Below are 23,292 nucleotides of genomic sequence, written 5' to 3' on the forward strand. Positions count from 1 at the left end.
AGTGTCCCTGATCGCTTCAGACCACTTCCGCATCGTTGTCGGCCTCGGCAAGAGCGGCATGTCCCTGGTTCGCTTCCTCGCGAACCGGGGCACGTCGTTTGCCGTGGCCGACACGCGGGAAAATCCACCGGAGCTGGTCACGCTGCGCCGTGACTACCCGCACGTGGAAGTGCGTTGTGGCGAGCTGGATGTCGAGTTTCTGTGCCGCGCCGATGAGCTCTACGTGAGCCCCGGCCTGGCCCTGGCGACACCGGCCCTGCAAGCGGCAGCGGCGCGTGGCGTGAAGCTGTCCGGCGACATCGACCTGTTCGCACGTAACGCCAAGGCGCCGATTGTGGCCATCAGCGGTTCCAACGCAAAAAGCACGGTGACCACCCTGGTCGGCGAGATGGCGGTTGCGGCCGGCAAGCGCGTGGCCGTGGGCGGCAACCTCGGCACGCCGGCGCTGGACCTGCTCAGCGACGACGTCGAGCTGTACGTGATGGAGCTGTCGAGCTTCCAGCTGGAAACCACGCACGACCTGGGTGCCGAAGTGGCCACCGTGCTGAACGTCAGCGAAGACCACATGGACCGTTACAGCGGCCTGCCGGCGTACCACCTGGCCAAGCACCGGATCTTCCGGGGTGCCCGGCAAGTGGTGGTCAACCGCCAGGATGCCCTGAGCCGTCCGCTGATGGGCGAGGGCCTGCCATGCTGGACCTTCGGTCTCGGCAAACCCGACTTCAAGGCATTCGGCATTCGTGAAGAGAACGGCGAGAAGTACCTGGCCTTCGAATTCCAGAACCTGATGCCGGTGCGCGAACTGAAAATCCGTGGTGCGCATAACCAGGCCAATGCCCTCGCCGCCCTGGCGCTGGGCCATGCTGTGGGCCTGCCGTTTGATGCCATGTTGTCCAGCCTGCGTACGTTCGCCGGCCTTGAGCACCGCTGCCAGTGGGTGCGCGACCTCAATGGCGTCAGCTATTACAACGATTCCAAGGCCACCAACGTCGGTGCGGCCCTGGCTGCCATCGAAGGCCTCGGTGCCGACATCGAAGGCAAGCTCGTGCTGATCGCCGGTGGCGATGGCAAGGGTGCCGACTTCAAGGACCTTAAAGGGCCGGTGGCTGCGCATTGTCGCGCCGTGGTGCTGATGGGCCGTGATGCCGACCTGATCGCCGCCGCCTTGGGTGACGCTGTGCCGCAAGTGCGCGCCACGTCCCTGGACGACGCCATTACCCAGTGCCAAGCCCTGGCCCAGCCGGGTGATGCCGTGCTGCTGTCGCCGGCGTGCGCCAGCTTCGACATGTTCAAGAACTACGAAGAGCGCGGCCAGCTGTTCGCCCGCGGCGTGGAGGCCTTGGCATGAATTTCAGAAATATCATCAAGCCGTACCCGTCGCCGATCATCACCGGGCGTGGTATCGACCTCGACTTCCCGATGCTTGCCGGTTGCCTCGCGCTGCTGGGCCTGGGCCTGGTGATGATTACGTCAGCGTCCTCCGAAGTGGCCGCCGTGCAGTCGGGCAACACCCTGTACATGATGATCCGCCACCTGGTGTACCTGGTGATTGGTCTGGGCGCGTGCATCGTCACCATGATGATTCCGATTGCCACCTGGCAGCGCCTGGGTTGGCTGATGCTGATCGGTGCGTTTGGTTTGCTGGTCATGGTGATCCTCCCCGGCATCGGCCGCGAGGTGAACGGTTCGATGCGCTGGATCGGTTTCGGTGCGTTCAACGTGCAGCCGTCGGAAATCGCCAAGGTTTTCGTGGTGATCTACCTCGCGGGTTATTTGGTCCGCCGTCAGAAAGAAGTGCGCGAAAGCTGGATGGGCTTCTTCAAGCCGTTCATCGTGCTGCTGCCCATGGCCGGCCTGTTGCTGATGGAGCCTGACTTCGGTGCCACCGTGGTGATGATGGGCGCCGCCGCAGCGATGCTGTTCCTTGGGGGCGTTGGCCTGTTCCGTTTCACCTTGATGGTGGTGCTGGCCGTGGCCGCAGTGACCGTTCTGGTGCAGGCGCAACCCTACCGGATGGCCCGTCTGATTACCTTTACCGACCCCTGGTCCGACCAGTTCGGCTCCGGTTACCAGTTGACCCAGGCGTTGATCGCCTTCGGTCGCGGCGAGTGGCTGGGCGTGGGCCTGGGCAACAGCGTGCAGAAGCAGTTCTACCTGCCGGAAGCGCACACCGACTTCGTGTTCTCGGTACTCGCCGAAGAGCTCGGGGTGGTCGGTTCGCTGTGCACTGTCGCGCTGTTCGTGTTCGTGTGTGTACGCGGCATGTACATCGGCTTGTGGGCCGAGAAGGCCAAACAGTATTTCGCCGCGTATGTGGCCTACGGCTTGTCGTTCCTGTGGATCGGCCAGTTCCTGATCAACATCGGTGTGAACGTTGGCCTGCTGCCGACCAAGGGCCTGACCTTGCCGTTTCTCAGTTATGGCGGCAGTTCGTTGGTGATTTGCTGCGCGTGCCTCGGGTTATTGCTGCGCATCGAGTGGGAGAGTCGAACCCACCTGGGCAGCGAAGAGATGGAATTCAGCGAGAGCGATTTTGCCGAGGAGCCGACCCATGGGCGCTAATGTGCTGATCATGGCGGGCGGCACCGGGGGCCATGTGTTCCCGGCCCTGGCTTGCGCGCGGGAATTCCAGAACCGTGGCTACACCGTGCATTGGCTCGGTACGCCGCGCGGCATTGAAAATGAATTGGTGCCGAATGCCGGCTTGGCGCTGCATTTGATCAACGTCACCGGCCTGCGCGGCAAGGGCAAGCTGTCCCTGCTCAAGGCGCCGTTCGTGTTGCTCAAGGCTGTCTGGCAGGCGCGCAAAATTATTCGTGAATTGAAACCGGTCTGTGTGCTGGGTTTTGGCGGTTATGTGACTGGCCCTGGCGGTGTCGCCGCCAAGCTCGCCGGTGTGCCGGTGATTGTGCACGAACAAAACGCCGTCGCCGGGACCGCGAACCGTTTGCTGGTGCCGTTGGCCGCGCGAGTGTGTGAGGCCTTCCCGAAAACCTTTGCGGCCTCGGACAAGCTTCGCACCACCGGCAACCCGGTGCGTACCGAGCTGTTCATGGACATTGCCCGCCAGCCATTGGCCGGGCGCAAGGCGAACTTACTGATCCTTGGCGGAAGCCTGGGCGCCGAGCCGCTGAACAAACTGTTGCCTGAAGCGCTGGCGCAACTCCCCGTGCAATCGCGCCCGGAGATCTTCCACCAGGCTGGCAAGCACCACGATGAAATCACCGCCACCCGCTATCGCGAGGCCGGTGTCGAGGCGAATGTACAGCCCTTCATCAAAGACATGGCCCACGCCTATGGCTGGGCCGACCTGGTGGTCTGTCGCGCAGGCGCGCTGACCGTCAGTGAACTGGCTGCGGCCGGTCTGCCGTCCTTGCTGGTGCCTTTGCCCCATGCCATCGACGATCACCAGACCCGCAACGCCGAATATTTGGCCGGGGAGGGCGCTGCCTTCCTGCTGCCGCAAAGAACGACTGGCGCCGCCGATTTGGCCGCACGCCTGACCGAGGTTTTGATGCAACCGGAACGACTCAACAGCATGGCGAGCACCGCAAGCCGCCTGGCTAAACCTGACGCAACCCGCACCGTGGTCGATATCTGCCTGGAGGTGGCCCATGGTTGAGAATCAGAAAGCCATGCCACAACCCGAGATGCGCCGCATCCGTCGCATTCACTTCGTCGGCATCGGCGGCGTGGGCATGTGCGGGATTGCCGAAGTGCTGTTGAACCTCGGCTATCAGGTGTCCGGCTCCGACTTGAAAGAGTCGCCGGTGACTGAGCGCCTGAAGAGTTTTGGTGCGCAGATCTTTATCGGCCACCGTGCCGAGAACGCCGCCGAGGCCGACGTGCTGGTGGTCTCCAGCGCCGTGAACACCTCCAACCCGGAAGTGGCCACTGCCCTTGAGCGGCGTATTCCGGTGGTGCCGCGTGCCGAGATGCTCGCCGAGCTGATGCGCTATCGCCACGGCATCGCCGTCGCCGGCACCCACGGCAAAACCACCACCACCAGCCTGATCGCTTCGGTGTTCGCGGCCGGTGGCCTGGACCCGACGTTCGTGATCGGTGGTCGTCTGAATGCCGCGGGCACCAATGCCCAGCTCGGCACCAGCCGTTACCTGATCGCCGAAGCCGATGAAAGCGATGCGAGCTTCCTGCATTTGCAGCCGCTGGTCGCTGTCGTCACCAACATCGACGAAGACCACATGGCGACCTACGACGGTGACTTCAACAAGTTGAAGAAAACCTTCGTCGAGTTCCTGCACAACCTGCCGTTCTACGGGTTGGCCGTGGTGTGCCTGGACGATCCGGTGGTTCGCGAAATCCTGCCGCAGGTCAAGCGTCCAACCGTGACCTATGGCTTCAGCGAAGACGCTGACGTGCGTGCGATCAATGTGCGTCAGGAAGGCATGCAAACCTTCTTTACCGTGCTGCGCCCCGAGCGCGAGCCACTGGACGTGTCGGTGAACATGCCGGGCAACCACAATGTGCTCAACTCCCTGGCGACGATTTGCATCGCCTCCGATGAGGGCGTCAGCGATGAAGCTATTGTCGAAGGCCTGTCGCGCTTTGCCGGTGTCGGCCGTCGCTTCCAGGTCTACGGCCAACTGCCGGTGGACGGCGGTGATGTGATGCTGGTGGACGACTACGGTCATCACCCGACCGAAGTCGCAGCCGTCATCAAAGCCGTGCGCGGTGGCTGGCCGGAGCGTCGCCTGGTGATGGTGTACCAGCCGCACCGCTACAGCCGTACCCGCGACCTGTACGACGACTTCGTCAATGTATTGGCCGATGCCAACGTGCTGCTGTTGATGGAAGTCTACCCGGCCGGTGAAGAGCCGATCCCGGGTGCCGACAGCCGCAAGCTGTGCAACAGCATCCGCCAGCGTGGCCAGTTGGACCCGATCTACATCGAGCGCGGTGTGGACCTGGCGCCGATCGTCAAGCCGCTGCTGCGCGCCGGCGACATCCTGCTGTGCCAGGGCGCCGGCGATATCGGCGGGCTTGCGCCTAAATTGCTCGCGAGTCCGCTGTTTGCAGCCGCACAGGGGAAGTCGAAATGACCAGCCACTACGACGTCCTGTTTTCCACCGTCGCGCCTGCTGACTTCGGCCGCGTGGCCGTGCTGTTTGGCGGCAAGAGCGCTGAGCGCGACGTGTCGCTCAAGTCCGGCAACGCCGTGCTTGAGGCGCTGCAAAGCGCCGGCGTGAACGCGTTCGGTATCGACGTGGGCGATGATTTCCTCGCCCGCCTGCAAGCCGAGAAGATCGACCGCGCCTTCATTATTTTGCACGGCCGTGGCGGTGAAGACGGCAGCATGCAAGGCTTGCTCGAGTGCGCCGGCATCCCTTACACCGGCAGCGGCATCCTCGCGTCGGCGCTGGCCATGGACAAGCTGCGCACCAAGCAGGTGTGGCACAGCCTGGGTATTCCAACCCCGCGTCACAGCGTGTTGTGCAGCGAAGACGATTGTATTTCTGCGGCCAAGGAACTGGGCCTGCCTTTGATCGTCAAACCTGCCCATGAAGGCTCCAGTATCGGCATGGCCAAAGTGAACTCGGCCGCCGAATTGATCGACGCATGGAAAGCGGCAAGTACCTACGATTCGCAAGTGTTGGTGGAACAGTGGATCCAGGGTCCCGAGTACACCATCGCCACCCTGCGTGGCCAGGTATTGCCGCCTATCGCATTGGGCACGCCCCACACCTTTTATGATTACGACGCCAAATACCTGGCCTCCGATACTCAGTACCGGATCCCGTGTGGCCTCGACGCAATCAAGGAACAGGAATTGATGGACCTCACGGCGAAAGCCTGTGAGGCGCTGGGTATCGCCGGTTGGGCGCGGGCAGACGTGATGCAGGATGACCAAGGGAATTTCTGGTTCCTTGAAGTCAACACTGCTCCCGGTATGACCGATCACAGCCTGGTACCTATGGCCGCCCGTGCAGCCGGTTTGGATTTCCAGCAGTTGGTGCTGGCGATCCTGGCCGACAGCATTGAGCCAAGAGGCTAAGCACATGAACGGCGCATCGCTTCGTCATCAGCCCCCACAAGTCCCCGGCCGCAAGCCGGTGCCGCGGGGTGCCAGCCGGATGGTGGCTAAGGAACCGATGTCGGCGCGCCTGCCGAAAGCCAACTTTGGTTTTATCAAAGCGCTGTTCTGGCCGGTGCTGCTGGTGGCGTTGGGCTTCGGCACTTACGAGGGCGCTCAGCGTCTGTTGCCGTATGCCGACCGGCCGATCACCAAGATCAGCGTGCAGGGCGACTTGAGCTACATCAGCCAGCAGGCGGTACAGCAGCGCATCGGCCCGTACCTGGCGGCGAGCTTCTTCACCATCGACCTGGCCGGTATGCGCTCGGAGTTGGAGCAGATGCCATGGATCGCGCATGCCGAAGTCCGCCGCGTATGGCCGGACCAGGTGACGATCCGCCTGGAAGAGCAATTGCCTGTTGCCCGTTGGGGCGATGGCGCACTGTTGAACAACCAGGGTCAGGCGTTTACCCCGCGTGAACTGGCCAACTACGAGCACCTGCCGCAGTTGTTCGGGCCGCAGCGGGCGCAACAGCAAGTGATGCAGCAGTACCAGGCCTTGAGCCAGATGCTGCGGCCACTGGGCTTCTCCATCGCACGCCTGGAATTGCGTGAGCGGGGCAGCTGGTTTTTGACCACCGGTGCAGGCAGTTCCGGCCCCGGTATCGAGTTGTTGCTGGGACGCGACCGCTTGGTGGAAAAGATGCGCCGCTTTATTGCCATCTATGACAAGACCTTGAAAGAACAGATTACGAACATTGCGAGCGTCGACCTGCGTTACGCCAACGGCCTGGCCGTCGGCTGGCGTGAACCGGCTGCGCCGACGACAGCCAAACCCGCTGTCGCGAAGAATTAAGAAGAGGCAGGACCCATGGCAAACGTGCAAAGCGGCAAAATGATCGTCGGTCTCGATATCGGCACCTCCAAAGTGGTGGCGCTGGTGGGCGAGGTCGGGGAAGACGGCGTTATCGAAATCGTCGGTATTGGCACGCATCCGTCCCGGGGCCTGAAGAAGGGCGTGGTGGTGAACATCGAGTCCACCGTGCAATCGATCCAGCGCGCCATCGAAGAAGCGCAGCTGATGGCCGGTTGCCGGATCCACTCGGCGTTCGTCGGCGTAGCCGGCAACCACATTCGCAGCCTGAACTCCCACGGCATCGTGGCGATTCGCGACCGCGAAGTCAGCGCGGCCGACCTTGAGCGCGTACTCGACGCCGCCCAGGCCGTGGCGATTCCGGCCGACCAGCGTGTGCTGCACACACTGCCGCAGGACTACGTGATCGACAACCAGGAAGGCGTTCGTGAGCCTCTGGGCATGTCGGGCGTGCGCCTGGAAGCCAAGGTTCACGTGGTGACCTGTGCCGTCAATGCCGCACAGAACATTGAAAAATGCGTGCGCCGCTGCGGCCTGGAAATCGACGACATCATTCTCGAGCAACTGGCTTCGGCCTACTCGGTACTGACCGACGACGAAAAAGAACTGGGCGTGTGCCTGGTGGACATCGGCGGCGGCACCACCGACATCGCGATTTTCACCGAGGGTGCGATCCGTCACACCGCCGTGATCCCGATTGCCGGTGACCAGGTCACCAACGACATCGCGATGGCGTTGCGCACGCCGACCCAGTACGCCGAAGAAATCAAGATCCGTTACGCCTGCGCCCTGGCCAAGCTGGCCGGTGCCGGTGAAACCATCAAGGTGCCAAGCGTTGGCGACCGTCCACCGCGCGAGCTGTCGCGTCAGGCCCTGGCCGAAGTGGTCGAGCCACGTTACGACGAGCTGTTCACCCTGATCCAGGCTGAACTGCGCCGCAGCGGCTACGAAGATTTGATCCCGGCCGGCATCGTGCTGACCGGTGGCACCTCGAAGATGGAAGGCGCGGTCGAACTGGCCGAGGAAATCTTCCACATGCCTGTGCGCCTGGGCGTGCCCCATGGCGTCAAAGGCCTGGGCGACGTGGTGCGCAACCCGATTTATTCCACCGGTGTGGGCTTGCTGTTGTACGGGCTGCAAAAGCAGACCGACGGCATTTCCCTGTCGGGCCCGAGCATCCGTGACAGCTACCGCAGCGACGACGAGGCCAAAGCGCCGTTGTTCGAGCGGTTGCAGGCTTGGGTAAAAGGCAATTTCTAAAGATTTACCGCGACACCGTCACACCGTTGTAGAAGCACGCAATAAGCAGTAGGCGAAAAAACTAGAGAAAACGAAAGGAGAGGGAACATGTTCGAACTCGTAGACAACATCCCCGCTAGCCCGGTTATCAAAGTAATCGGTGTCGGCGGTGGCGGCGGCAACGCTGTCAACCATATGGTCAAGAGCAACATTGAAGGCGTTGAATTCATCTGCGCCAACACTGATGCCCAGGCGCTGAAAAGCATCGGCGCGCGGACCATCCTGCAATTGGGCACAGCCGTGACCAAAGGCCTTGGCGCTGGCGCCAACCCGGAAGTCGGCCGTCAAGCCGCCCTGGAAGACCGCGAGCGTATTGCTGAAGTGCTGCAAGGCACCAACATGGTGTTCATCACCACCGGCATGGGCGGCGGTACCGGTACCGGTGCAGCGCCAATCATTGCCGAAGTGGCCAAGGAAATGGGCATCCTGACGGTCGCTGTGGTGACCCGTCCGTTCCCGTTCGAAGGTCGCAAGCGCATGCAGATCGCCGACGAAGGCATCCGTCTGCTCTCTGAAAGCGTCGACTCGTTGATCACCATTCCCAACGAGAAGCTGCTGACCATCCTGGGCAAGGACGCAAGCCTGCTGTCCGCATTTGCCAAGGCTGACGATGTGCTGGCCGGTGCCGTTCGCGGTATCTCCGACATCATCAAGCGTCCAGGCATGATCAACGTCGACTTTGCCGACGTACGTACGGTCATGAGCGAAATGGGCATGGCGATGATGGGCACTGGCTGCGCCAGCGGTCCGAACCGTGCACGTGAAGCCACTGAAGCGGCCATCCGCAACCCGTTGCTGGAAGACGTGAACCTGCAAGGCGCACGCGGCATCCTGGTGAACATCACCGCCGGTCCTGACCTGTCCCTGGGTGAGTACTCCGACGTGGGTAGCATCATCGAAGCCTTCGCTTCCGAGCACGCGATGGTCAAAGTCGGTACCGTTATCGATCCGGACATGCGTGATGAACTGCATGTAACCGTGGTTGCTACCGGCCTGGGCGCAAAAATCGAGAAGCCTGTTAAGGTCATCGACAATACCGTTCACACCGGCCACAACAGTCACGCCAGCCAAGCGGCTGCCGCTCCAGCGCCTGCGCGCCAGGAACTGCCGTCGGTGAACTACCGTGATCTGGACCGTCCGACCGTGATGCGCAACCAGGCTCAGGCCGGTGCTGCGGCGTCCCGTAGCCTGAATCCGCAGGATGATCTGGATTACCTGGACATCCCGGCATTCTTGCGTCGTCAGGCCGATTAATGGAATGTATCAGGGCTATGAAGGTGATTGGTGTTCAGCAAAGGTCTGGTCTGCTATTATCGCCAGCCTTTGTTGATACCAGTTCGCAATTTGCGCTGAAGCGGTCCAAGCCATGATTAAACAACGCACCCTGAAGAATATTATTCGTGCCACAGGTGTAGGTCTGCACTCCGGGGAGAAGGTATACCTGACCCTCAAGCCTGCACCTGTCGACACCGGCATCGTGTTTGTGCGTGCCGACCTGGACCCTGTGGTGCAGATTCCTGCTCGCGCGGAAAACGTTGGCGAAACCACTATGTCGACCACATTGGTCAACGGTGACGTCAAAGTGGACACGGTGGAGCACTTGCTCTCGGCCATGGCTGGCCTGGGCATCGATAACGCCTACGTCGAGCTCTCCGCGTCCGAAGTCCCCATCATGGATGGCAGCGCTGGTCCCTTCGTATTCTTGATTCAATCTGCCGGCCTGGAAGAACAGGACGCAGCCAAGAAGTTCATACGCATTCTGCGGGAAGTGACAGTAGAAGACGGCGACAAGCGCGCCACCTTCGTCCCGTTCGAAGGCTTTAAAGTGAGCTTTGAGATCGATTTCGATCACCCGGTATTCCGTGACCGCACCCAAAGTGCAAGCGTGGATTTTTCCAGCACTTCGTTCGTAAAAGAAGTCAGCCGCGCCCGTACTTTTGGTTTCATGAGTGACATCGAGTACCTGCGCAAGCACAACCTCGCACTCGGCGGCAGCGTTGAAAACGCCATTGTGGTCGACGCGGATGGTGTACTGAACGAAGACGGCCTTCGCTATGAAGACGAATTCGTGAAGCACAAGATCCTCGATGCAATCGGTGACCTCTACCTGCTGGGCAATAGCCTGATAGGCGAGTTCAAAGGCTTCAAGTCGGGCCACGCCCTGAACAACCAGCTGCTGCGCAAGTTGATTGCACAAACAGATGCTTGGGAAGTCGTGACCTTCGAAGATGCCAGCACCGCACCGATCTCTTACATGCGTCCCGTTGCGGCGGTGTAAGTAACAACTCTCTTCTTTAGTTTTGAAAGGCTGCCTTCGGGTGGCCTTTTTTTATGCCGGTCTTTTTTGAGGCCGCCGTTCCAATGCAGGCGCTGGCTTGCCTGCGATAGCATCACCGCGGTGTCTACGTCATACCGAGGCGCCTGCCTGACAGCCGCACTGAAGCTCGACAGCTTCCACATCGATAGGCTGCGACTCACGAATCTCGAAGCGTTGCAGCATCCACAATGCGATTGCGCCCCCTGTGCTTGGCTTCATACAGCGCCTGATCCGCACTCAGTAACACTGCCTCCAATGAAGTGCGGCTGCGTTTATCCCAGGTACTCATGCCGATACTCACGGTAACCGGCCGCTCGGCGCCGGCCACCCGTGGCAAGTGCTCGACACTGCTGCGGATATGCTCGGCAATCACCCATGCGCCCTTGGCGTCGGTGTGCGGCAGCACCACCGCAAACTCCTCCCCGCCAAATCGTGCCGCCAGATCAGCCGGACGGCGGATGTTGTTGTCGATGACGTGAGCCACCGTACGCAATGCCTCGTCGCCACCGTGGTGTCCATGGCGGTCGTTGAAGGCCTTGAAGTGATCAACGTCGATCATCAACAGCGTCAGCGGCTCGGCCGAGCGTTGCGCACGGTCCCATTCCAGGCGCAGGCGCTCGTCCAGGGTGCGGCGATTGGCCAGGCCGGTCAGCGCGTCAGTGGCTGCCAGTTCTGACAGCACCTGTTCGGCGCTATGGCGACGGCGCAGTTCTTTGCCGAGCATCCAGGTCAACCACAGTAGACCCATGCACAGCACGCCCGTGGCGACGGCGACCAGCAGGGCTGCTCGCCGCCATTGGGCGAAAACTTCGTCGCTGGACAGGGCCACCGCCACGATCAGCGGCAAGTTGCCGACGCTGGAGAAAGTGTAAAGCCGCTCCTGCTGGTCAACGCTGGAAATGCCGCGAAAGTTGCCCTCACGCTCCTTGAGCATCCGCGCCACGTTGGGACGCCGGCTGAAGTCCTGATTGATCAGGTCCTGAACCAGCAGCGGGTGCTGTGCCAGCACAATGCCTTCGTGGTTGATCAGGTTGATGGTGCTGTTACTGCCGATATTCAGGCTGCTGAACAACTGATTGAAGTACGACAGGCGCATGGAGGCCACCGCGACGCCCTGGAAGCGCCCGTCCGGCCCGGATAGGCGGCGGCTGAATGCAATACGCCACTTATCGTCACACACGCAGCGCGCCATGAACGGGCGGCTGATATACAGCCCGAGGTCCGGATTTTTCCGTTGAGCCTTGAAGTAGTCACGATCAGCAAAGTTTTCCTTCTTTGGCGCGAGTAACGAAGCGTCGGCAATGACCTCGCCATTGGCGTCCAGCAGCAGAATATCGCCCTTGTAGGGCGCGGCAGTGGCGCGGTCGAACAATATGAGGTGGCGAATACTGGCGGAAACGTCTTGCAGGTCACTGCGTTCGGTCGCGGCGATCAGCCCCTTGAGGGCCATGTCGTAGAGCTCGATGTTGCGCTGCACATCGGCGTCGATCAGTTGGGTGATGTTGTTCGCGGTGCGTTTGGCGGTCTGCAGGGCCGTGGCGTGTTCGTGAATCAACAGCGCTGCAACCATCCCGACGATCAGCAGGGCCGTGAGCGCGCTGCCCAGGATCAACAAGCGTTCCGGGCGACGTGTGGGGCGGGACGGGCGTGGGCTCATCGGGCTTACTTCTGCTTCGAGGATGCCAATAGCGTAGTCCTTGTATGGCCTTGCAGGGCCGGTTCAGCGCGCAGCAGCCTCCACAATCCGGTTTCGGCCAGTGTGCTTGGCCTCATACAAGGCCTGATCCGCCCGCAGCAGCAACGCTTCCAAAGGCAAGCGGGTGTGCTTGTCCCAGGTGCTCATGCCGATACTCACGGTAATCGGCTGCTCGGCGCCGGCCACCCGTGGCAAGTGTTCGACACTGCTGCGGATATGTTCGGCGATCACCCAGGCGCCCTTGGCATCTGTGTTGGGCAGCACCACTGCAAATTCTTCCCCGCCATACCGTGCGGCCAAGTCGGCGGGGCGCCGGATGTTACTGCCGATGACTTGGGCGACCGTGCGCAATGCCTCGTCGCCACCGCGGTGGCCATGGCGATCGTTGAAGGCTTTGAAGTGGTCAACGTCGATCATCAGCAGGGTCAGCGGCTCGGTCGAGCGCTGCGCACGGTCCCATTCCTGCCGCAGGCGCTGGTCCAGGATGCGTCGGTTGGCCAGCCCGGTCAGGGCATCGGTGGCGGCCAGTTCAGACAGTTCCTGTTCGGCCCGATAGCGGCGGCGCAGTTCGTGGCGCAGCAGCCAGGTCAGCCATAGCAGGCCAATACACAGCACGCCGGTGGCGCCACCGGTCAGCAGTGCGGCGCGCTTCCAGGGTGCGAACACGTCCTCGCTGGACAGCGCCACCACCACAATCAGCGGCAAGTCGCCGACATTGGTAAAGGTGTACAACCGCTCAGTACCGCTGAGGGTCGAGATCGCCCGGAAGCTGCCTTCGCCTTCGCGCAATATGCGTTTGAAATTGGGCCGATCGCTCAGGTCCTTATCAATCATGTCGCGCTCCAGCAACGGCTGCTGGGCGAGGAGAATGCCCTGATTGTTCAGCAGGTTGACCGAGCTGCCGTTGCCGTTGCCGATGGTCAGGCGGTTGAACAACTGATCGAAATACGCCAGGCGCATCGTCGCCACGGCCACGCCAATGAATTCGCCGTCCGGGCCGGTCACCCTGCGACTGAACGCGATGCGCCACACCTGATCACAGGCGCAGCGGATCTTGAACGGGCGGCTGATAAACAGCCCCGCCTGCGCGTTTTGTTTATGGATCTGGAAATAGTCACGGTTGGCGAAATTGCGCGGCGTCGGCCGGAGGGTCGAGGAGTCGGCGATCACCTTGCCATTGGCATCCAGCAACAGCACTTCACCTTTGAAGGGCGCCGCAGTGGATTGATCAAACTGCACGGTGTGGCGAATGTCCGGGGACGTCTGCGACAGATCCTTGCGCTCGGTAGCCGTGATCAGGCCCTGTAGCGCCAGATCATAGAGTTCGACGTTACGCAGCACATCGGCGTTGATCAGTTGCGTAATGTTGGTGGTGGCGCGCTGGGCCGCCAGTACGGTGCTGGCGTGTTCGCGGGTCAGCAACGCGGCGACGATAACCACGATCAGGGTGACGGTGAGGCTACTGCCCAGAATCAGCAAAAGCTCTGGGCGTGCAGGCAGGGCAGGAGTGCGGGGTTGACTCATCGCGCAGGCTTCAGCAGGGAAGATACTGGCAGTTTAGTTCTACGCGATGAAAATTAAATCATGGGTTAAAAAGAAAGATCAGTGCCTTAGAACACGTTGATCGGGTAGTCCACGATCACCCGGTATTCATCCACATCCCGGTCCACTGCCGAGTAGCCGTTGCCGCCGCGATTGGTCGCCCACTGCAGGCGCACGGACAAATCCTTGGCTTTGCCGCCTTGCACCACGTACTTCAGGTCGATATCCCGCTCCCAGTGTTTTGCGTCCTTGCCGTCGGCGCTGTACCAGGCGCTGTAGCCACGGCTGTTCGGGTCGACTTTGGTGAGATCGGTCTTACCGCTGATATAGGACACGGCGGACGTCAGCCCGGGCATGCCGAGGCCGGCGAAGTCGTAGGCATACTTGAGTTTCCACGAGCGCTCGTTGGGGCCGTTGAAGTCCGAGTATTGCTGGGAGTTGTCCAGATAAATGCTGTCGCCCTGGCCGATGTAATCGAACGGCGTGTTGCCGTTGACCCGCTGATAGGCAGCGGTGACGCTGTGGTTGCCCACGCCGACGGTGAAATGCAGGCTGTAGGTGTTGTTGTCGAGAGTGCCCAGCAGCGACTGGCCGGTGTCCTGTGTGTGGTAGTAGTGCAGGCCGGGGTTGAGGCTGACCAGATCATTCAGCGCGTAGGTGTAGTCCAGGTCGTAGTAATACTGATGCCATACATCCTTGAGTTCAGAGGCATACAGGTTGCTGGTCAGGCCCGCAACACCGCTGAACGACACGCCGGCCCAGTTCAGGTGCTGACTGTCGGCGTGGTCCGGCAGCGTGCCGTAGCTGGTGCCGATGCGACGGTGGCCGCTCTGGTTGTAGAGCTTGGTGAAACTGGCCTGGCCGCCTTCGACCATCCAGCCGTCGAAGCTGTGATTGGTCAGGCTGACGCCACGGAAGTCCTGCGGCAACATGCGGGTCATGCCGCCGGCGATGACCGGGTTGTTGAGGAACAGGTCACCGGCCTTCAGTTCGGTGTCGAACGCGCGCATTTTCAAGGTGGCGCCTGCGGTGGAGAACGAACCTGGGGCTTTGCCGTTGCCGGAGCCTACGGGCAGGATGCTGGAGCCATCCGTGCCGCCACCGCCGTCAAGCTTGAGCCCCAGCATGGCATTGAGGTCCAGGCCAAAGCCGACGGTGCCCTGGGTGAAGCCGGACTCGAAGGTGCCGATAAAACCCTGGCCCCATTCCTTGCTGTCATCGGTGTGAATGTCGCGACGGTCGCGGTTCATGTAGTAGTTGCGGGTATTGATGTTGAGGCTTGAGCCTTCAACGAAGCCGTCAGCTTGAGGCGTGTCTGCCGCGTGGGCAAGGGGGATGATCGTTGCTGCAATCGCGAGGAATAACGGGGTGAACGTCAGCGAGTTCTTCACCGGTAAAGCTCCTTTGGTCAATCGAAAACGGCCAATGTCGTGGGGGTATGCCTGGCCTTTTTTTACGGCAAAAAAAAGCCGCTGAAGTCAGCGGCTTTAAACAGATTCCCAGTGTAGAGCCCTGGAAATAAGTCGAGGGAAATTCGGGTGAGCGGGAAGCTGTGTTTGCCGTCGCGCTCATCGGTGCGTCAAAGTAACGCAGGCGAGCGGTGCGATACAGAGTGTAACAAGATAATGACTGTTGCCCAAACCGCAACAGTCAATGTCTGGGTCGATGCGCCGAGATCTAAATGTGGGAGCGGGCTTGCTCGCGAAAGCAGTGGGTCAGCCAGCACATGTGGCGACTGACACTGCGCATTCGCGAGCAAGCCCGCTCCCACACTGACTGAGGTGTTCTAAAGATTTAGACGGGCAACGTAATGCCAAACGTATTGCCGCCACCGTCACTGCGCACAAACACATCACCGCCATGCATCAACGCAATTGCCTTGACGATGGCCAGCCCCAAGCCGTGATTTGCCCCGCTGTTGCTGCGCGACGCGTCCACCCGATAGAAGCGTTCGAACAGCCTTGGCAAATGTTCGCTGGCAATTTCATCGCCAGGGTTGGTCACCCCGATGGCCACCTGATGCGCCTGCACGTCGATGTTCACCTCGATGATCTGCCCTGGCGCGGTGTGCTGTACCGCATTACTCAGCAGGTTGATCAGCGCGCGGCGCAGGTGGGCTTTTTCGATCTGCACCACGGCATCGCCGCGCACCTGAACCTTGACTTGGGCGTCTTCGAGGATGAAGTCCAGATAATCGAGGGTGGTGGCGACTTCATCGGCCAGTGAGCTTTCAATCAGCTTGGTGGCCTTGCTGCCCTGGTCGGCGCTGGCGAGAAACAGCATGTCATTGATGATCGAGCGCAGGCGCTCCAGCTCTTCGAGGTTCGATTGCAACACCTCGAAGTAATGCTCGGCAGAACGGCCGCGCGTCAGCGCCACCTGGGTCTGGCCGATCAGGTTGGTCAGCGGCGAGCGCAGTTCGTGGGCCACGTCGGCGTTGAATGACTCCAGGCGCGAGTAGGCCTGTTCAACCCTATCCAGCGTTGAGTTGAACGAGTTGACGAACTGGCTCAGCTCCGGCGGCAACGGCGACAGGTGCAGGCGCCCGGAGAGTTTGGGCGGTGCGAGTTTTTGCGCTTCATCCGAGAGTTTGCCCAGCGGCTTGAGGCCGATACGCGAGACCCAGAACCCCAGCAGCGCGGCCAGGGCCACGCCGACAAACGACAGGCCGATCAAGGCCATCAACAGATGGTGCTGGGTGATGCGAAAGTTCTCGGTGTCGATGGCGATCATAAAGCGCAGCGGCGGGCGTTGTTCTTTGGCCGAGAACTGGGTCAGCAATACTTTGAACGGGTATTCATGCTCAGGCAGGCGCAGGTCGCGCTTGCCGGTCGGCCCTTGGGCGAACGCGCGGATCTGTGCGTCGGGGTGGCCGTACTCGTAGTTCGGGTCGCTGCTCACTACCCAGAAGCGGATGCGCTTGTCTTCCTCGCCGAGCAATTTCAGTTTGGCGGTGATTTTTGCCCAGTGGTCCGGCGTGCCGAAGCGGTTCACCGACGATTCCAGCACGCTATAGCGCGCCTCCAGTTCGGCCTCTGGCAACAACCCCAGGCCGCGGTCCACTTGCTGGTACAGCGCACCGCCGATCAACACGAAGATCAGCAGCGCCACCAGCGTGAACATGCCGCTCAGGCGCAGGGCAATGGAGTTAGCCGACACTGCGGTTCTCCAGCACGTAGCCCATGCCGCGAATGGTGTGCAGCAGCTTGTGTTCGAACGGCCCGTCGAGCTTGGCACGCAGGCGCTTGATTGCCACTTCGACGACGTTGGCGTCGCTGTCGAAATTGATGTCCCAGACCATCTCCGCAATGGCGGTCTTGGACAGGATCTCACCCTGGCGTCGCGCCAATACGCTGAGCAGCGAGAACTCCTTGGCGGTCAGGTCCAGGCGCAAGCCGTTGCGACTGGCCTTGCGGCTGATCAAATCGATCCACAGGTCGGCGACGGTGACCTGCACCGGCTCATGGCCGCCGCTGCGACGGGTCAGGGCTTGTAGACGCGCCACCAGTTCGAGAAACGAAAACGGTTTGCCCAGGTAGTCATCGGCACCTTCGCGCAGGCCACGAATGCGGTCTTCGACGCGCTCGCGGGCGGTGAGCATGATCACCGGCGTCTGCTTGCGCGCCCGCAGTGCACGCAATACGCCAAAGCCGTCGAGGCCGGGCAGCATCACGTCGAGCACGATCACCGCGTAATCGTTCTCCAGCGCCAGGTGCAAACCCTCGACGCCTTCGCGCGCCACATCGACGGTGTAGCCTTGTTCTGTCAGGCCGCGGTGCAGGTAGTCCGCGGTTTTTTCTTCATCTTCAATAATCAGGACGCGCATGAGCCTTTTGCTCCAGGACGGGGCCTCAGCCTCAGTGTGTGGTCGCCAGCGCAGGGGCTGGTTTGGGCCGGTGGAAAAACCGTTCAAGGTACAAGTATATGACCGGTGTGGTGAACAGAGTCAGTGCCTGGCTCACCAGCAAGCCGCCGACCACTGCGATACCCAGCGGTTGACGCAGTTCCGCACCGGGCCCGGAACCCAGCATCAACGGCACTGCGCCGAGCAAGGCGGCGAGGGTGGTCATGATGATCGGTCGGAACCGAGTGACGCACGCTTCGTAAATCGCCTCCTCAGGCGCCAGCCCGCGTACGCGCTGGGCCTCCAGGGCAAAGTCGATCATCAGGATGCCGTTTTTCTTCACAATGCCGATCAGCAACACCAGGCCGATCAAGGCCATGATCGAAAAGTCCTGGCCCAGCAGCCACAGCATGATCAGCGCCCCCAGGCCCGCCGAGGGCAAGGTGGAGATGATCGTCAACGGGTGCACAAAGCTCTCATACAGCACGCCGAGGATAATGTAGACCGCCACCAGCGCGGCGAGGATCAGCCACGGCTGGCTGGCCAACGAACTCTGGAACGCCTGGGCCGCGCCCTGGAACGTGCCGATCAGGGTGGCCGGCATGCCGATTTCATTCTTGGCCTGGTTGAGCATAATCACCGCATCGCCCAACGCCACGCCAGGCGCGAGGTTGAAGGACAGGTTGGCGGCGGGGAACATGCCGTCATGGCTGATGGACAACGGCCCCACGGTCGGTGGGTCGACCTTGGCCAGCGCCGACAGCGGCACCATCTCGTTGGTCAGCGGCGAGCGCAGGTAGAAGTAGTTCAGGCTTTCGGCCTTGCCGCGTTGCTGGCTGTCCAGTTCCAACACCACCTGATACTGGTTGATCTCGGTCTGGAACTCGTTGATCTGCCGCTGGCCGAATGCGTCATACAACGCCTGGTCGACATCGGTAGCGGTCAGGCCAAAGCGCGCAGCGGCCTGGCGGTCGATGCTGATGTGGGTGATGCTGCCGCCCAGTTGCAGGTCGTTGGACAGGTCGCGGAAGGCCGGGTTGGCGCGCAGTTTTTCGGTCAGGCGTTGGGTCCAGGTGTTCAGCGTCGGGCCGTCGTTGCTCTTGAGCACATACTGGTACTGGGCGCGGCTGGGGCCGGAGCTGAGGTTGATGTCCTGGCCGGCGCGCAGGTACAGCACGATACCCGGCACCTTCGCCAGTTTCGGGCGGATGCGGTCGATGAACTGGCTGGCGGACACGTCGCGATCACCACGGTCTTTCAAGGCGATCCAGAAGCGGCCGTTGGCGATGGTCTGGTTGCTGCCGGTGACGCCCACCGAGTGGGAAAAGGCTTCCACCGCCGGGTCAGCCTTGATGATTTCGGCCAGGGCTTTGTGCTTGGCGACCATGTCCGGGTACGACACGTCGGCCGCCGCCTCGCTGGTGCCTAGTACAAAACCGGTGTCCTGCACCGGGAAGAACCCCTTGGGGATAAACACGTAGCCGACCACGGCCAAGGCCAGGGTCACAATGAAAATGGCCGCCATCGTGCGTTGATGGGCCAATGCACGGCGCAGGTTACGTGCGTAGCCGGCGAGCAGGCGTTCACTGAAACCGGGTTTGTCGTGGGCGTGATGCGTCGGCGCGCGCATGAACAACGCGGCCAGGGTAGGCGCCAGTGTCAGCGAGACCACCACCGAAATCAGAATGGTCGAGGTGGCTGTCAGCGCAAACTCCTTGAACAGCCGCCCGACCACGCCGCCCATGAACAGCAGCGGAATAAAGGCCGCCACCAGCGAGAAGCTGATGGACACCACGGTAAAGCCAATCTCGCCAGCCCCCTTGATCGCGGCTTCGCGCTTGTCGAGTCCAGCTTCCAGGTGGCGGTGAATGTTCTCCACCACCACGATGGCATCGTCCACCACAAAGCCCACGGCGATTACGATCGCCACCAGGGTCAGGTTGTTCAGGCTGAAGCCCATCAGGTACATCAAGGCGAAACTGGCGATCAGCGATACACCCAACACGCTGGACACAATCATCGTCGCGGATAGCTGGCGCAGGAACAGCGCCATCACCGCCACCACCAGCAAGATGGCGATCAGCAAGGTGACTTCCACTTCATGCAGGGAGGCGCGGATGGTCTTGGTGCGGTCGGTCAGCACGCTGACCTGCACCGACGCCGGCAACATGCCTTCCAGGCGCGGCAGCTCGGCTTGAATGCGGTCGACGGTCTCGACAATGTTGGCGCCGGGCTGGCGCGATATGACCAGGTTGACCCCCGGTGTATCGCCGGACCAGGCCTGCACATAGGCGTTTTCCGAACCGTTGATGACTTTGGCGACATCACGCAGTTGAACCGGCGCGCCATTTTTGTAGGAAACGATTAACTGGCCGTATTCCTCCGGGTGAAACAATTGGTCGTTGGTCGACAGGGTCGACACACTGTTCTCGCCGTAAATCGCACCTTTGGCCAGGTTCAAACTGGATTGTTGAATGGCCAGGCGCACGTCGGCGAGGGTCAGGCCGATCGCCGCAAGTTTGTCCGGCGAGGCTTGTACGCGAATCGCCGGGCGCTGTTGGCCGGTGATGTTGATCTGGCCGACGCCGTCGATCTGGCTGATCTGACGGGCCAACAGGGTTTCGACATAGTCGCTCAGCTCGGTGCTGGGCATGTTGGCGGAGCTGACGCTGAGGATCAGCACCGGGCTGTCCGCCGGGTTGACCTTCTTCCAGGTCGGCAGGCTCGGCATATCGCTGGGCAGTTTGCCGGACGCGGTGTTGATCGCCGCCTGCACTTCCTGGGCGGCAGTGTCGATGCTCTTGTTCAGAGTGAATTGCAGGGTCAAGAGGCTTGAGCCCAAGGCGCTGCTGGAGGTCATTTGGGTCATGCCGGGGATGGCGCTGAATTGCACCTCCAGCGGCGTTGCAACCGACGACGCCATGGTGTCGGGGCTGGCGCCGGGCAGGGTCGCGGTGACCTGGATGGTCGGAAATTCCGCTTCCGGCAATGGGGCGACGGCCAGCCGGGGGAAGGCAATCACCCCCAACAGCACTAAGGCAAAGGTCAACAGCAGGGTGGCAACCGGGTGGTCAACGCACCAGGCGGACGGCGAACGGCTGCCACTCATGGCTGCACCTTGGCGTCGACGGTATGGATGACTTGAGGCGGCTCTTTGAGCACCTCCACCTGGGCGCCGGGCTTGAGCCGCGACTGGCCGTCGCTGACTAGCACATCGCCGGCCTGCACGCCCTTGATGATGTTCACATCGCTGTCCTGATAGGTGATCTGCACCGGCACAATCTCCACCCTGTCACCGTTGACGCGGTACACAAAGTGCGAGTCCAGGCCGCGTTGCACTACGGTCGGTGGCACCACCAGGGCGTTTTTGTCGAGGGCGGTCTGGATCTTGATGGTCACCAGTTGCCCAGGCCACAGGCGCTGCGAGGCGTTCTGGAATTCAGCCTTGGCGCGCAAGGTGCCGGTGGTGGAGCTGATCTGGTTGTCGATCAGGCTCAAGTGGCCTTCGCCGAGCAGGTCGCCGGTCTGGCCGTCAGTGTCGGCCCCCAGGTAGGCGTCGACGCTGGCTTGGGTCGGCGCTGCGATCAAGCCTTGCAGGGTCGGCAGCATTTGTTGCGGCAAGGAAAACTCGACGGCAATCGGGTCGATTTGCGTCACGGAGAACAGGCCCTGGGCGTCACTCATGCGCAGGAAATTGCCTTCGTCCACCGTGCGGATACCGACGCGACCAGTCACCGGCGAGCGAATTTGGGTGTAGGAAAGTTGTACTTGGGCTGAATCAATCGCCGCCTGATTGCCTTGCGCCGTGGCCTTGAGCTGGTTGACCAGGGCCTGTTGCTGGTCATAAGTCTGCTTCGAGACGCCGTCGTCGATGCTCAGTTCTTTGTAGCGTTTGAGGTTGAACAGCGCCACTTGCAGCTGCGCCTGGCTTTCCCCCAATTGCGCCTTGGCCTGGTCGAGGCTGGCGCGGATCGAGCGGTCATCGATGGTCGCCAGCAAGTCACCGGCCTTGACTAACTGGCCCTCTTTAACCAGCAGCTTGGTGAGGATGCCGTCGATTTGCGGGCGAATCACCACGCTGTGCAACGACAGCACCGAGCCGATACCGCTGACGAACCGAGGGATGTCCTGTTGCGTGACACTCACCACCCGCACCGGAATGGCGGTCGCCGCCGCCAGTTTGCTCTTGGCCGGTCGGTTGACTACCCAGGCGGTAATTGCCACGACTACGAGGGCACCCACGATCAGGGCGGTTTTTCGTTGAATGTGCATGGGGTGGGGCGCCGAGGCAAAGGGTTGGGAGAATGAAGGTGATTTATAGCCTGCCGACCCGGTCAGCACGGTGACTGCTAACTGACAGGGCTGTCAGTAAACTCTGACCATTCGTACCAGCGGTGGTTAAAGATGCCAGGCGCGCAGGTATACTGCGCGCCAGCGTGGCCCGCAAGTTGGCCCTGCCTCATTTTTTGCACGCCCCGGAGCTTTCATGACTTCCCCGACACAACCCCCTGTTGAAGCGGCCGACCTCGTCGATCCGGCCAGCGCTGAAAGCGTTGAAAAAGCCGAGATCCCGGCGTTCAAGTTTCCGTTCAAGCCGGGTGAACTGGCCGGGGCCAAGAATGCCGCCCAGCCTTGGTATAAAAATGGCGCTAAAAACGGCCACACCAAATCGCCAGGCATGGCCCCGCCGGGTACTCGTCGCTCGATGGGTAAACGCTGAGACTAAGTCAGCGAACGCTGTAGCGGTGTTTGCCTACAGGTTCTGCTTATATTTCTGATTGTAGGTCCGCGACCGTTTCTTGAAAGTTTGCACAGCCTCCGCACCGCCCCCCTTAGTTGAACGGGGCGGGGTGCAGAGAGGCTGGTCTTTCAGGAAAAGGACGTTTCTCGTGGCACTGATACAGCGCTTTGCACTGCTTGCCCTGTTGTTCTCGATTGATGCGGTTGCGGTGGTTGAACCGCCTCGGCGCGAAATCCGCTTCGCTGTCGCCGCGCAATTCCCGCCCTTCCAAAGCCGCAACCCGCAAGGCCAGTTGGTCGGCCTGAATATCGACCTGGGTAATGCCCTGTGCCAGCAGTTGAATGTGCGCTGCACCTGGGTCGACCAGGTGATTGTCGAAAACGTCCCGGCGCTTGATGCCCGGCAATTCGATGCGATCATGGGGATGGCCCCCACGTCTGAACGGCGGCGTTGGGTGGGCTTCACCGACAATCTTTATCCTTTCACTACACGTCTGGTCGCCCGCCGATCCTCGGGCCTGATGCCGACCATCAGTTCGCTCAAGGGCAAGCGAGTGGGGGTATTGCTGGGCAGCAACCGCGAAGCCTTTACCCTGTCGCAGTGGGCGCCCGAGGGCGTGATCATCGAGAGTTTCTGGCTCAATGACGAGTTGGTCCGCAGCCTGGTGGCCGGTGATATCGATGCAACCTTGCAGGGCACCGTGGAAATCCGGGGCGCGCTGCTCGACACTGACGCCGGCCAGGATTTCAACTTCATGGGCCCTGAGATTTCGGCCGAACTGTTGGGCAATGGCGTGGCAATCGCGGTGCGCAAGCCTGATACGGCGTTACGCAGTCAACTCAACCGTGCCCTTGAAGAGCTGATGCAAAATGGCGAATACCAACGGATCCTCGCGCCCTACCACTTGGAAACACCGTGACGGTTCATTCACTGCGCGTGCTGGCGCAA

18 protein-coding genes are annotated in these 23,292 nt (G+C 61.3%); 11 read left to right on the top strand and 7 right to left on the bottom strand.

Annotated elements, in window-relative coordinates; all coding sequences use genetic code 11:
• Position 1 precedes the first annotated feature (1 nt).
• From murD to lpxC, 9 genes are all read left to right on the top strand, one after another.
• Positions 2–1,348: a UDP-N-acetylmuramoyl-L-alanine--D-glutamate ligase gene (murD, locus tag CPH89_RS15815; protein ID WP_053254469.1), complete on the top strand. Its 1,347-nt coding sequence runs from the start codon at positions 2–4 to the stop codon at positions 1,346–1,348.
• The gene (gene ftsW, locus CPH89_RS15820; RefSeq protein WP_053254470.1) at positions 1,345–2,562 is read left to right on the top strand and encodes a putative lipid II flippase FtsW; all 1,218 of its coding nucleotides are present in this window, start codon (positions 1,345–1,347) and stop codon (positions 2,560–2,562) included. The genes murD and ftsW overlap by 4 nt, the downstream gene beginning before the upstream one ends.
• The gene (gene murG / locus CPH89_RS15825; protein WP_053254471.1) at positions 2,552–3,622 is read left to right on the top strand and encodes an undecaprenyldiphospho-muramoylpentapeptide beta-N-acetylglucosaminyltransferase; all 1,071 of its coding nucleotides are present in this window, start codon (positions 2,552–2,554) and stop codon (positions 3,620–3,622) included. Before ftsW ends, murG begins: the two co-directional genes overlap by 11 nt.
• Positions 3,615–5,060 (top strand): UDP-N-acetylmuramate--L-alanine ligase, encoded by a 1,446-nt coding sequence (murC, locus tag CPH89_RS15830; protein ID WP_053254472.1) that lies wholly within the window; start codon positions 3,615–3,617, stop codon positions 5,058–5,060. Before murG ends, murC begins: the two co-directional genes overlap by 8 nt.
• The gene (locus tag CPH89_RS15835; protein ID WP_053254473.1) at positions 5,057–6,013 is read left to right on the top strand and encodes a D-alanine--D-alanine ligase; all 957 of its coding nucleotides are present in this window, start codon (positions 5,057–5,059) and stop codon (positions 6,011–6,013) included. Before murC ends, CPH89_RS15835 begins: the two co-directional genes overlap by 4 nt.
• A 4-nt stretch (positions 6,014–6,017) precedes the next feature.
• Positions 6,018–6,887: a cell division protein FtsQ/DivIB gene (locus CPH89_RS15840; RefSeq protein ID WP_053254474.1), complete on the top strand. Its 870-nt coding sequence runs from the start codon at positions 6,018–6,020 to the stop codon at positions 6,885–6,887.
• Between the two features lie 15 nt (positions 6,888–6,902).
• Positions 6,903–8,165: a cell division protein FtsA gene (gene ftsA, locus CPH89_RS15845; protein ID WP_017738691.1), complete on the top strand. Its 1,263-nt coding sequence runs from the start codon at positions 6,903–6,905 to the stop codon at positions 8,163–8,165.
• A gap of 87 nt (positions 8,166–8,252) precedes the next feature.
• Positions 8,253–9,458 (top strand): cell division protein FtsZ, encoded by a 1,206-nt coding sequence (gene ftsZ / locus CPH89_RS15850; RefSeq protein WP_053254475.1) that lies wholly within the window; start codon positions 8,253–8,255, stop codon positions 9,456–9,458.
• Between the two features lie 112 nt (positions 9,459–9,570).
• Positions 9,571–10,482 carry a UDP-3-O-acyl-N-acetylglucosamine deacetylase gene (lpxC, locus tag CPH89_RS15855; protein ID WP_003216227.1) on the top strand — a complete coding sequence of 304 codons (912 nt, stop codon included), beginning with the start codon at positions 9,571–9,573 and terminating at the stop codon, positions 10,480–10,482.
• Positions 10,483–10,678: 196 nt separating this feature from the next.
• Here the strand turns inward: lpxC and CPH89_RS15860 are convergent, their stop codons facing one another.
• The 7 genes from CPH89_RS15860 to CPH89_RS15890 all read right to left on the bottom strand — a co-directional run bounded on the left by CPH89_RS15860 (position 10,679) and on the right by CPH89_RS15890 (position 21,875).
• Entirely contained in the window at positions 10,679–12,178 is a 1,500-nt protein-coding gene (locus CPH89_RS15860; RefSeq protein WP_053254476.1) for a sensor domain-containing diguanylate cyclase, read from the bottom strand.
• A 63-nt stretch (positions 12,179–12,241) separates the two neighbouring features.
• Positions 12,242–13,741, bottom strand: a complete 1,500-nt coding sequence (locus tag CPH89_RS15865) for a sensor domain-containing diguanylate cyclase (RefSeq protein WP_053254477.1) — start codon at positions 13,739–13,741, stop codon at positions 12,242–12,244.
• Positions 13,742–13,827: 86 nt separating this feature from the next.
• Positions 13,828–15,150 (bottom strand): OprD family porin, encoded by a 1,323-nt coding sequence (locus CPH89_RS15870; protein ID WP_053254478.1) that lies wholly within the window; start codon positions 15,148–15,150, stop codon positions 13,828–13,830.
• A 403-nt stretch (positions 15,151–15,553) separates the two neighbouring features.
• Positions 15,554–16,918, bottom strand: coding sequence for a heavy metal sensor histidine kinase (locus CPH89_RS15875; protein ID WP_053254479.1), 1,365 nt, complete (start codon positions 16,916–16,918; stop codon positions 15,554–15,556).
• Positions 16,908–17,585 carry a heavy metal response regulator transcription factor gene (locus tag CPH89_RS15880; RefSeq protein WP_053254480.1) on the bottom strand — a complete coding sequence of 226 codons (678 nt, stop codon included), beginning with the start codon at positions 17,583–17,585 and terminating at the stop codon, positions 16,908–16,910. The genes CPH89_RS15875 and CPH89_RS15880 overlap by 11 nt, the downstream gene beginning before the upstream one ends.
• A 31-nt stretch (positions 17,586–17,616) precedes the next feature.
• Positions 17,617–20,712: a multidrug efflux RND transporter permease subunit gene (locus CPH89_RS15885; protein ID WP_053254481.1), complete on the bottom strand. Its 3,096-nt coding sequence runs from the start codon at positions 20,710–20,712 to the stop codon at positions 17,617–17,619.
• The gene (locus CPH89_RS15890) at positions 20,709–21,875 is read right to left on the bottom strand and encodes an efflux RND transporter periplasmic adaptor subunit (protein WP_053254482.1); all 1,167 of its coding nucleotides are present in this window, start codon (positions 21,873–21,875) and stop codon (positions 20,709–20,711) included. The genes CPH89_RS15885 and CPH89_RS15890 overlap by 4 nt, the downstream gene beginning before the upstream one ends.
• 214 nt (positions 21,876–22,089) lie before the next feature.
• On the opposite strand from CPH89_RS15890, the gene CPH89_RS15895 reads away from it, so the two are divergent.
• Both CPH89_RS15895 and CPH89_RS15900 read left to right on the top strand, forming a co-directional pair.
• Positions 22,090–22,323 (top strand): hypothetical protein, encoded by a 234-nt coding sequence (locus CPH89_RS15895; protein ID WP_053254483.1) that lies wholly within the window; start codon positions 22,090–22,092, stop codon positions 22,321–22,323.
• Between the two features lie 175 nt (positions 22,324–22,498).
• Complete coding sequence (locus CPH89_RS15900; RefSeq protein WP_371850825.1) at positions 22,499–23,263, top strand: transporter substrate-binding domain-containing protein; 765 nt, start codon at positions 22,499–22,501, stop codon at positions 23,261–23,263.
• Positions 23,264–23,292: the final 29 nt, after the last annotated feature.

Source organism: Pseudomonas fluorescens (assembly GCF_900215245.1).
Taxonomy (GTDB): Bacteria; Pseudomonadota; Gammaproteobacteria; order Pseudomonadales; family Pseudomonadaceae; genus Aquipseudomonas; species Aquipseudomonas fluorescens.

Bases quoted from the DNA above. Each gene is read 5' to 3' on its own strand.
- CPH89_RS15895 (WP_053254483.1), top strand. From the start codon at position 22,090: ATGACTTCCCCGACACAACCCCCTGTTGAAGCGGCCGACCTCGTCGAT.
- CPH89_RS15865 (WP_053254477.1), bottom strand. From the start codon at position 13,741: ATGAGTCAACCCCGCACTCCTGCCCTGCCTGCACGCCCAGAGCTTTTG.
- ftsA (WP_017738691.1), top strand. From the start codon at position 6,903: ATGGCAAACGTGCAAAGCGGCAAAATGATCGTCGGTCTCGATATCGGC.
- murC (WP_053254472.1), top strand. From the start codon at position 3,615: ATGGTTGAGAATCAGAAAGCCATGCCACAACCCGAGATGCGCCGCATC.
- murG (WP_053254471.1), top strand. From the start codon at position 2,552: ATGGGCGCTAATGTGCTGATCATGGCGGGCGGCACCGGGGGCCATGTG.
- ftsW (WP_053254470.1), top strand. From the start codon at position 1,345: ATGAATTTCAGAAATATCATCAAGCCGTACCCGTCGCCGATCATCACC.
- CPH89_RS15885 (WP_053254481.1), bottom strand. From the start codon at position 20,712: ATGAGTGGCAGCCGTTCGCCGTCCGCCTGGTGCGTTGACCACCCGGTT.
- CPH89_RS15880 (WP_053254480.1), bottom strand. From the start codon at position 17,585: ATGCGCGTCCTGATTATTGAAGATGAAGAAAAAACCGCGGACTACCTG.
- ftsZ (WP_053254475.1), top strand. From the start codon at position 8,253: ATGTTCGAACTCGTAGACAACATCCCCGCTAGCCCGGTTATCAAAGTA.
- CPH89_RS15840 (WP_053254474.1), top strand. From the start codon at position 6,018: ATGAACGGCGCATCGCTTCGTCATCAGCCCCCACAAGTCCCCGGCCGC.
- lpxC (WP_003216227.1), top strand. From the start codon at position 9,571: ATGATTAAACAACGCACCCTGAAGAATATTATTCGTGCCACAGGTGTA.
- CPH89_RS15860 (WP_053254476.1), bottom strand. From the start codon at position 12,178: ATGAGCCCACGCCCGTCCCGCCCCACACGTCGCCCGGAACGCTTGTTG.
- CPH89_RS15835 (WP_053254473.1), top strand. From the start codon at position 5,057: ATGACCAGCCACTACGACGTCCTGTTTTCCACCGTCGCGCCTGCTGAC.
- CPH89_RS15890 (WP_053254482.1), bottom strand. From the start codon at position 21,875: ATGCACATTCAACGAAAAACCGCCCTGATCGTGGGTGCCCTCGTAGTC.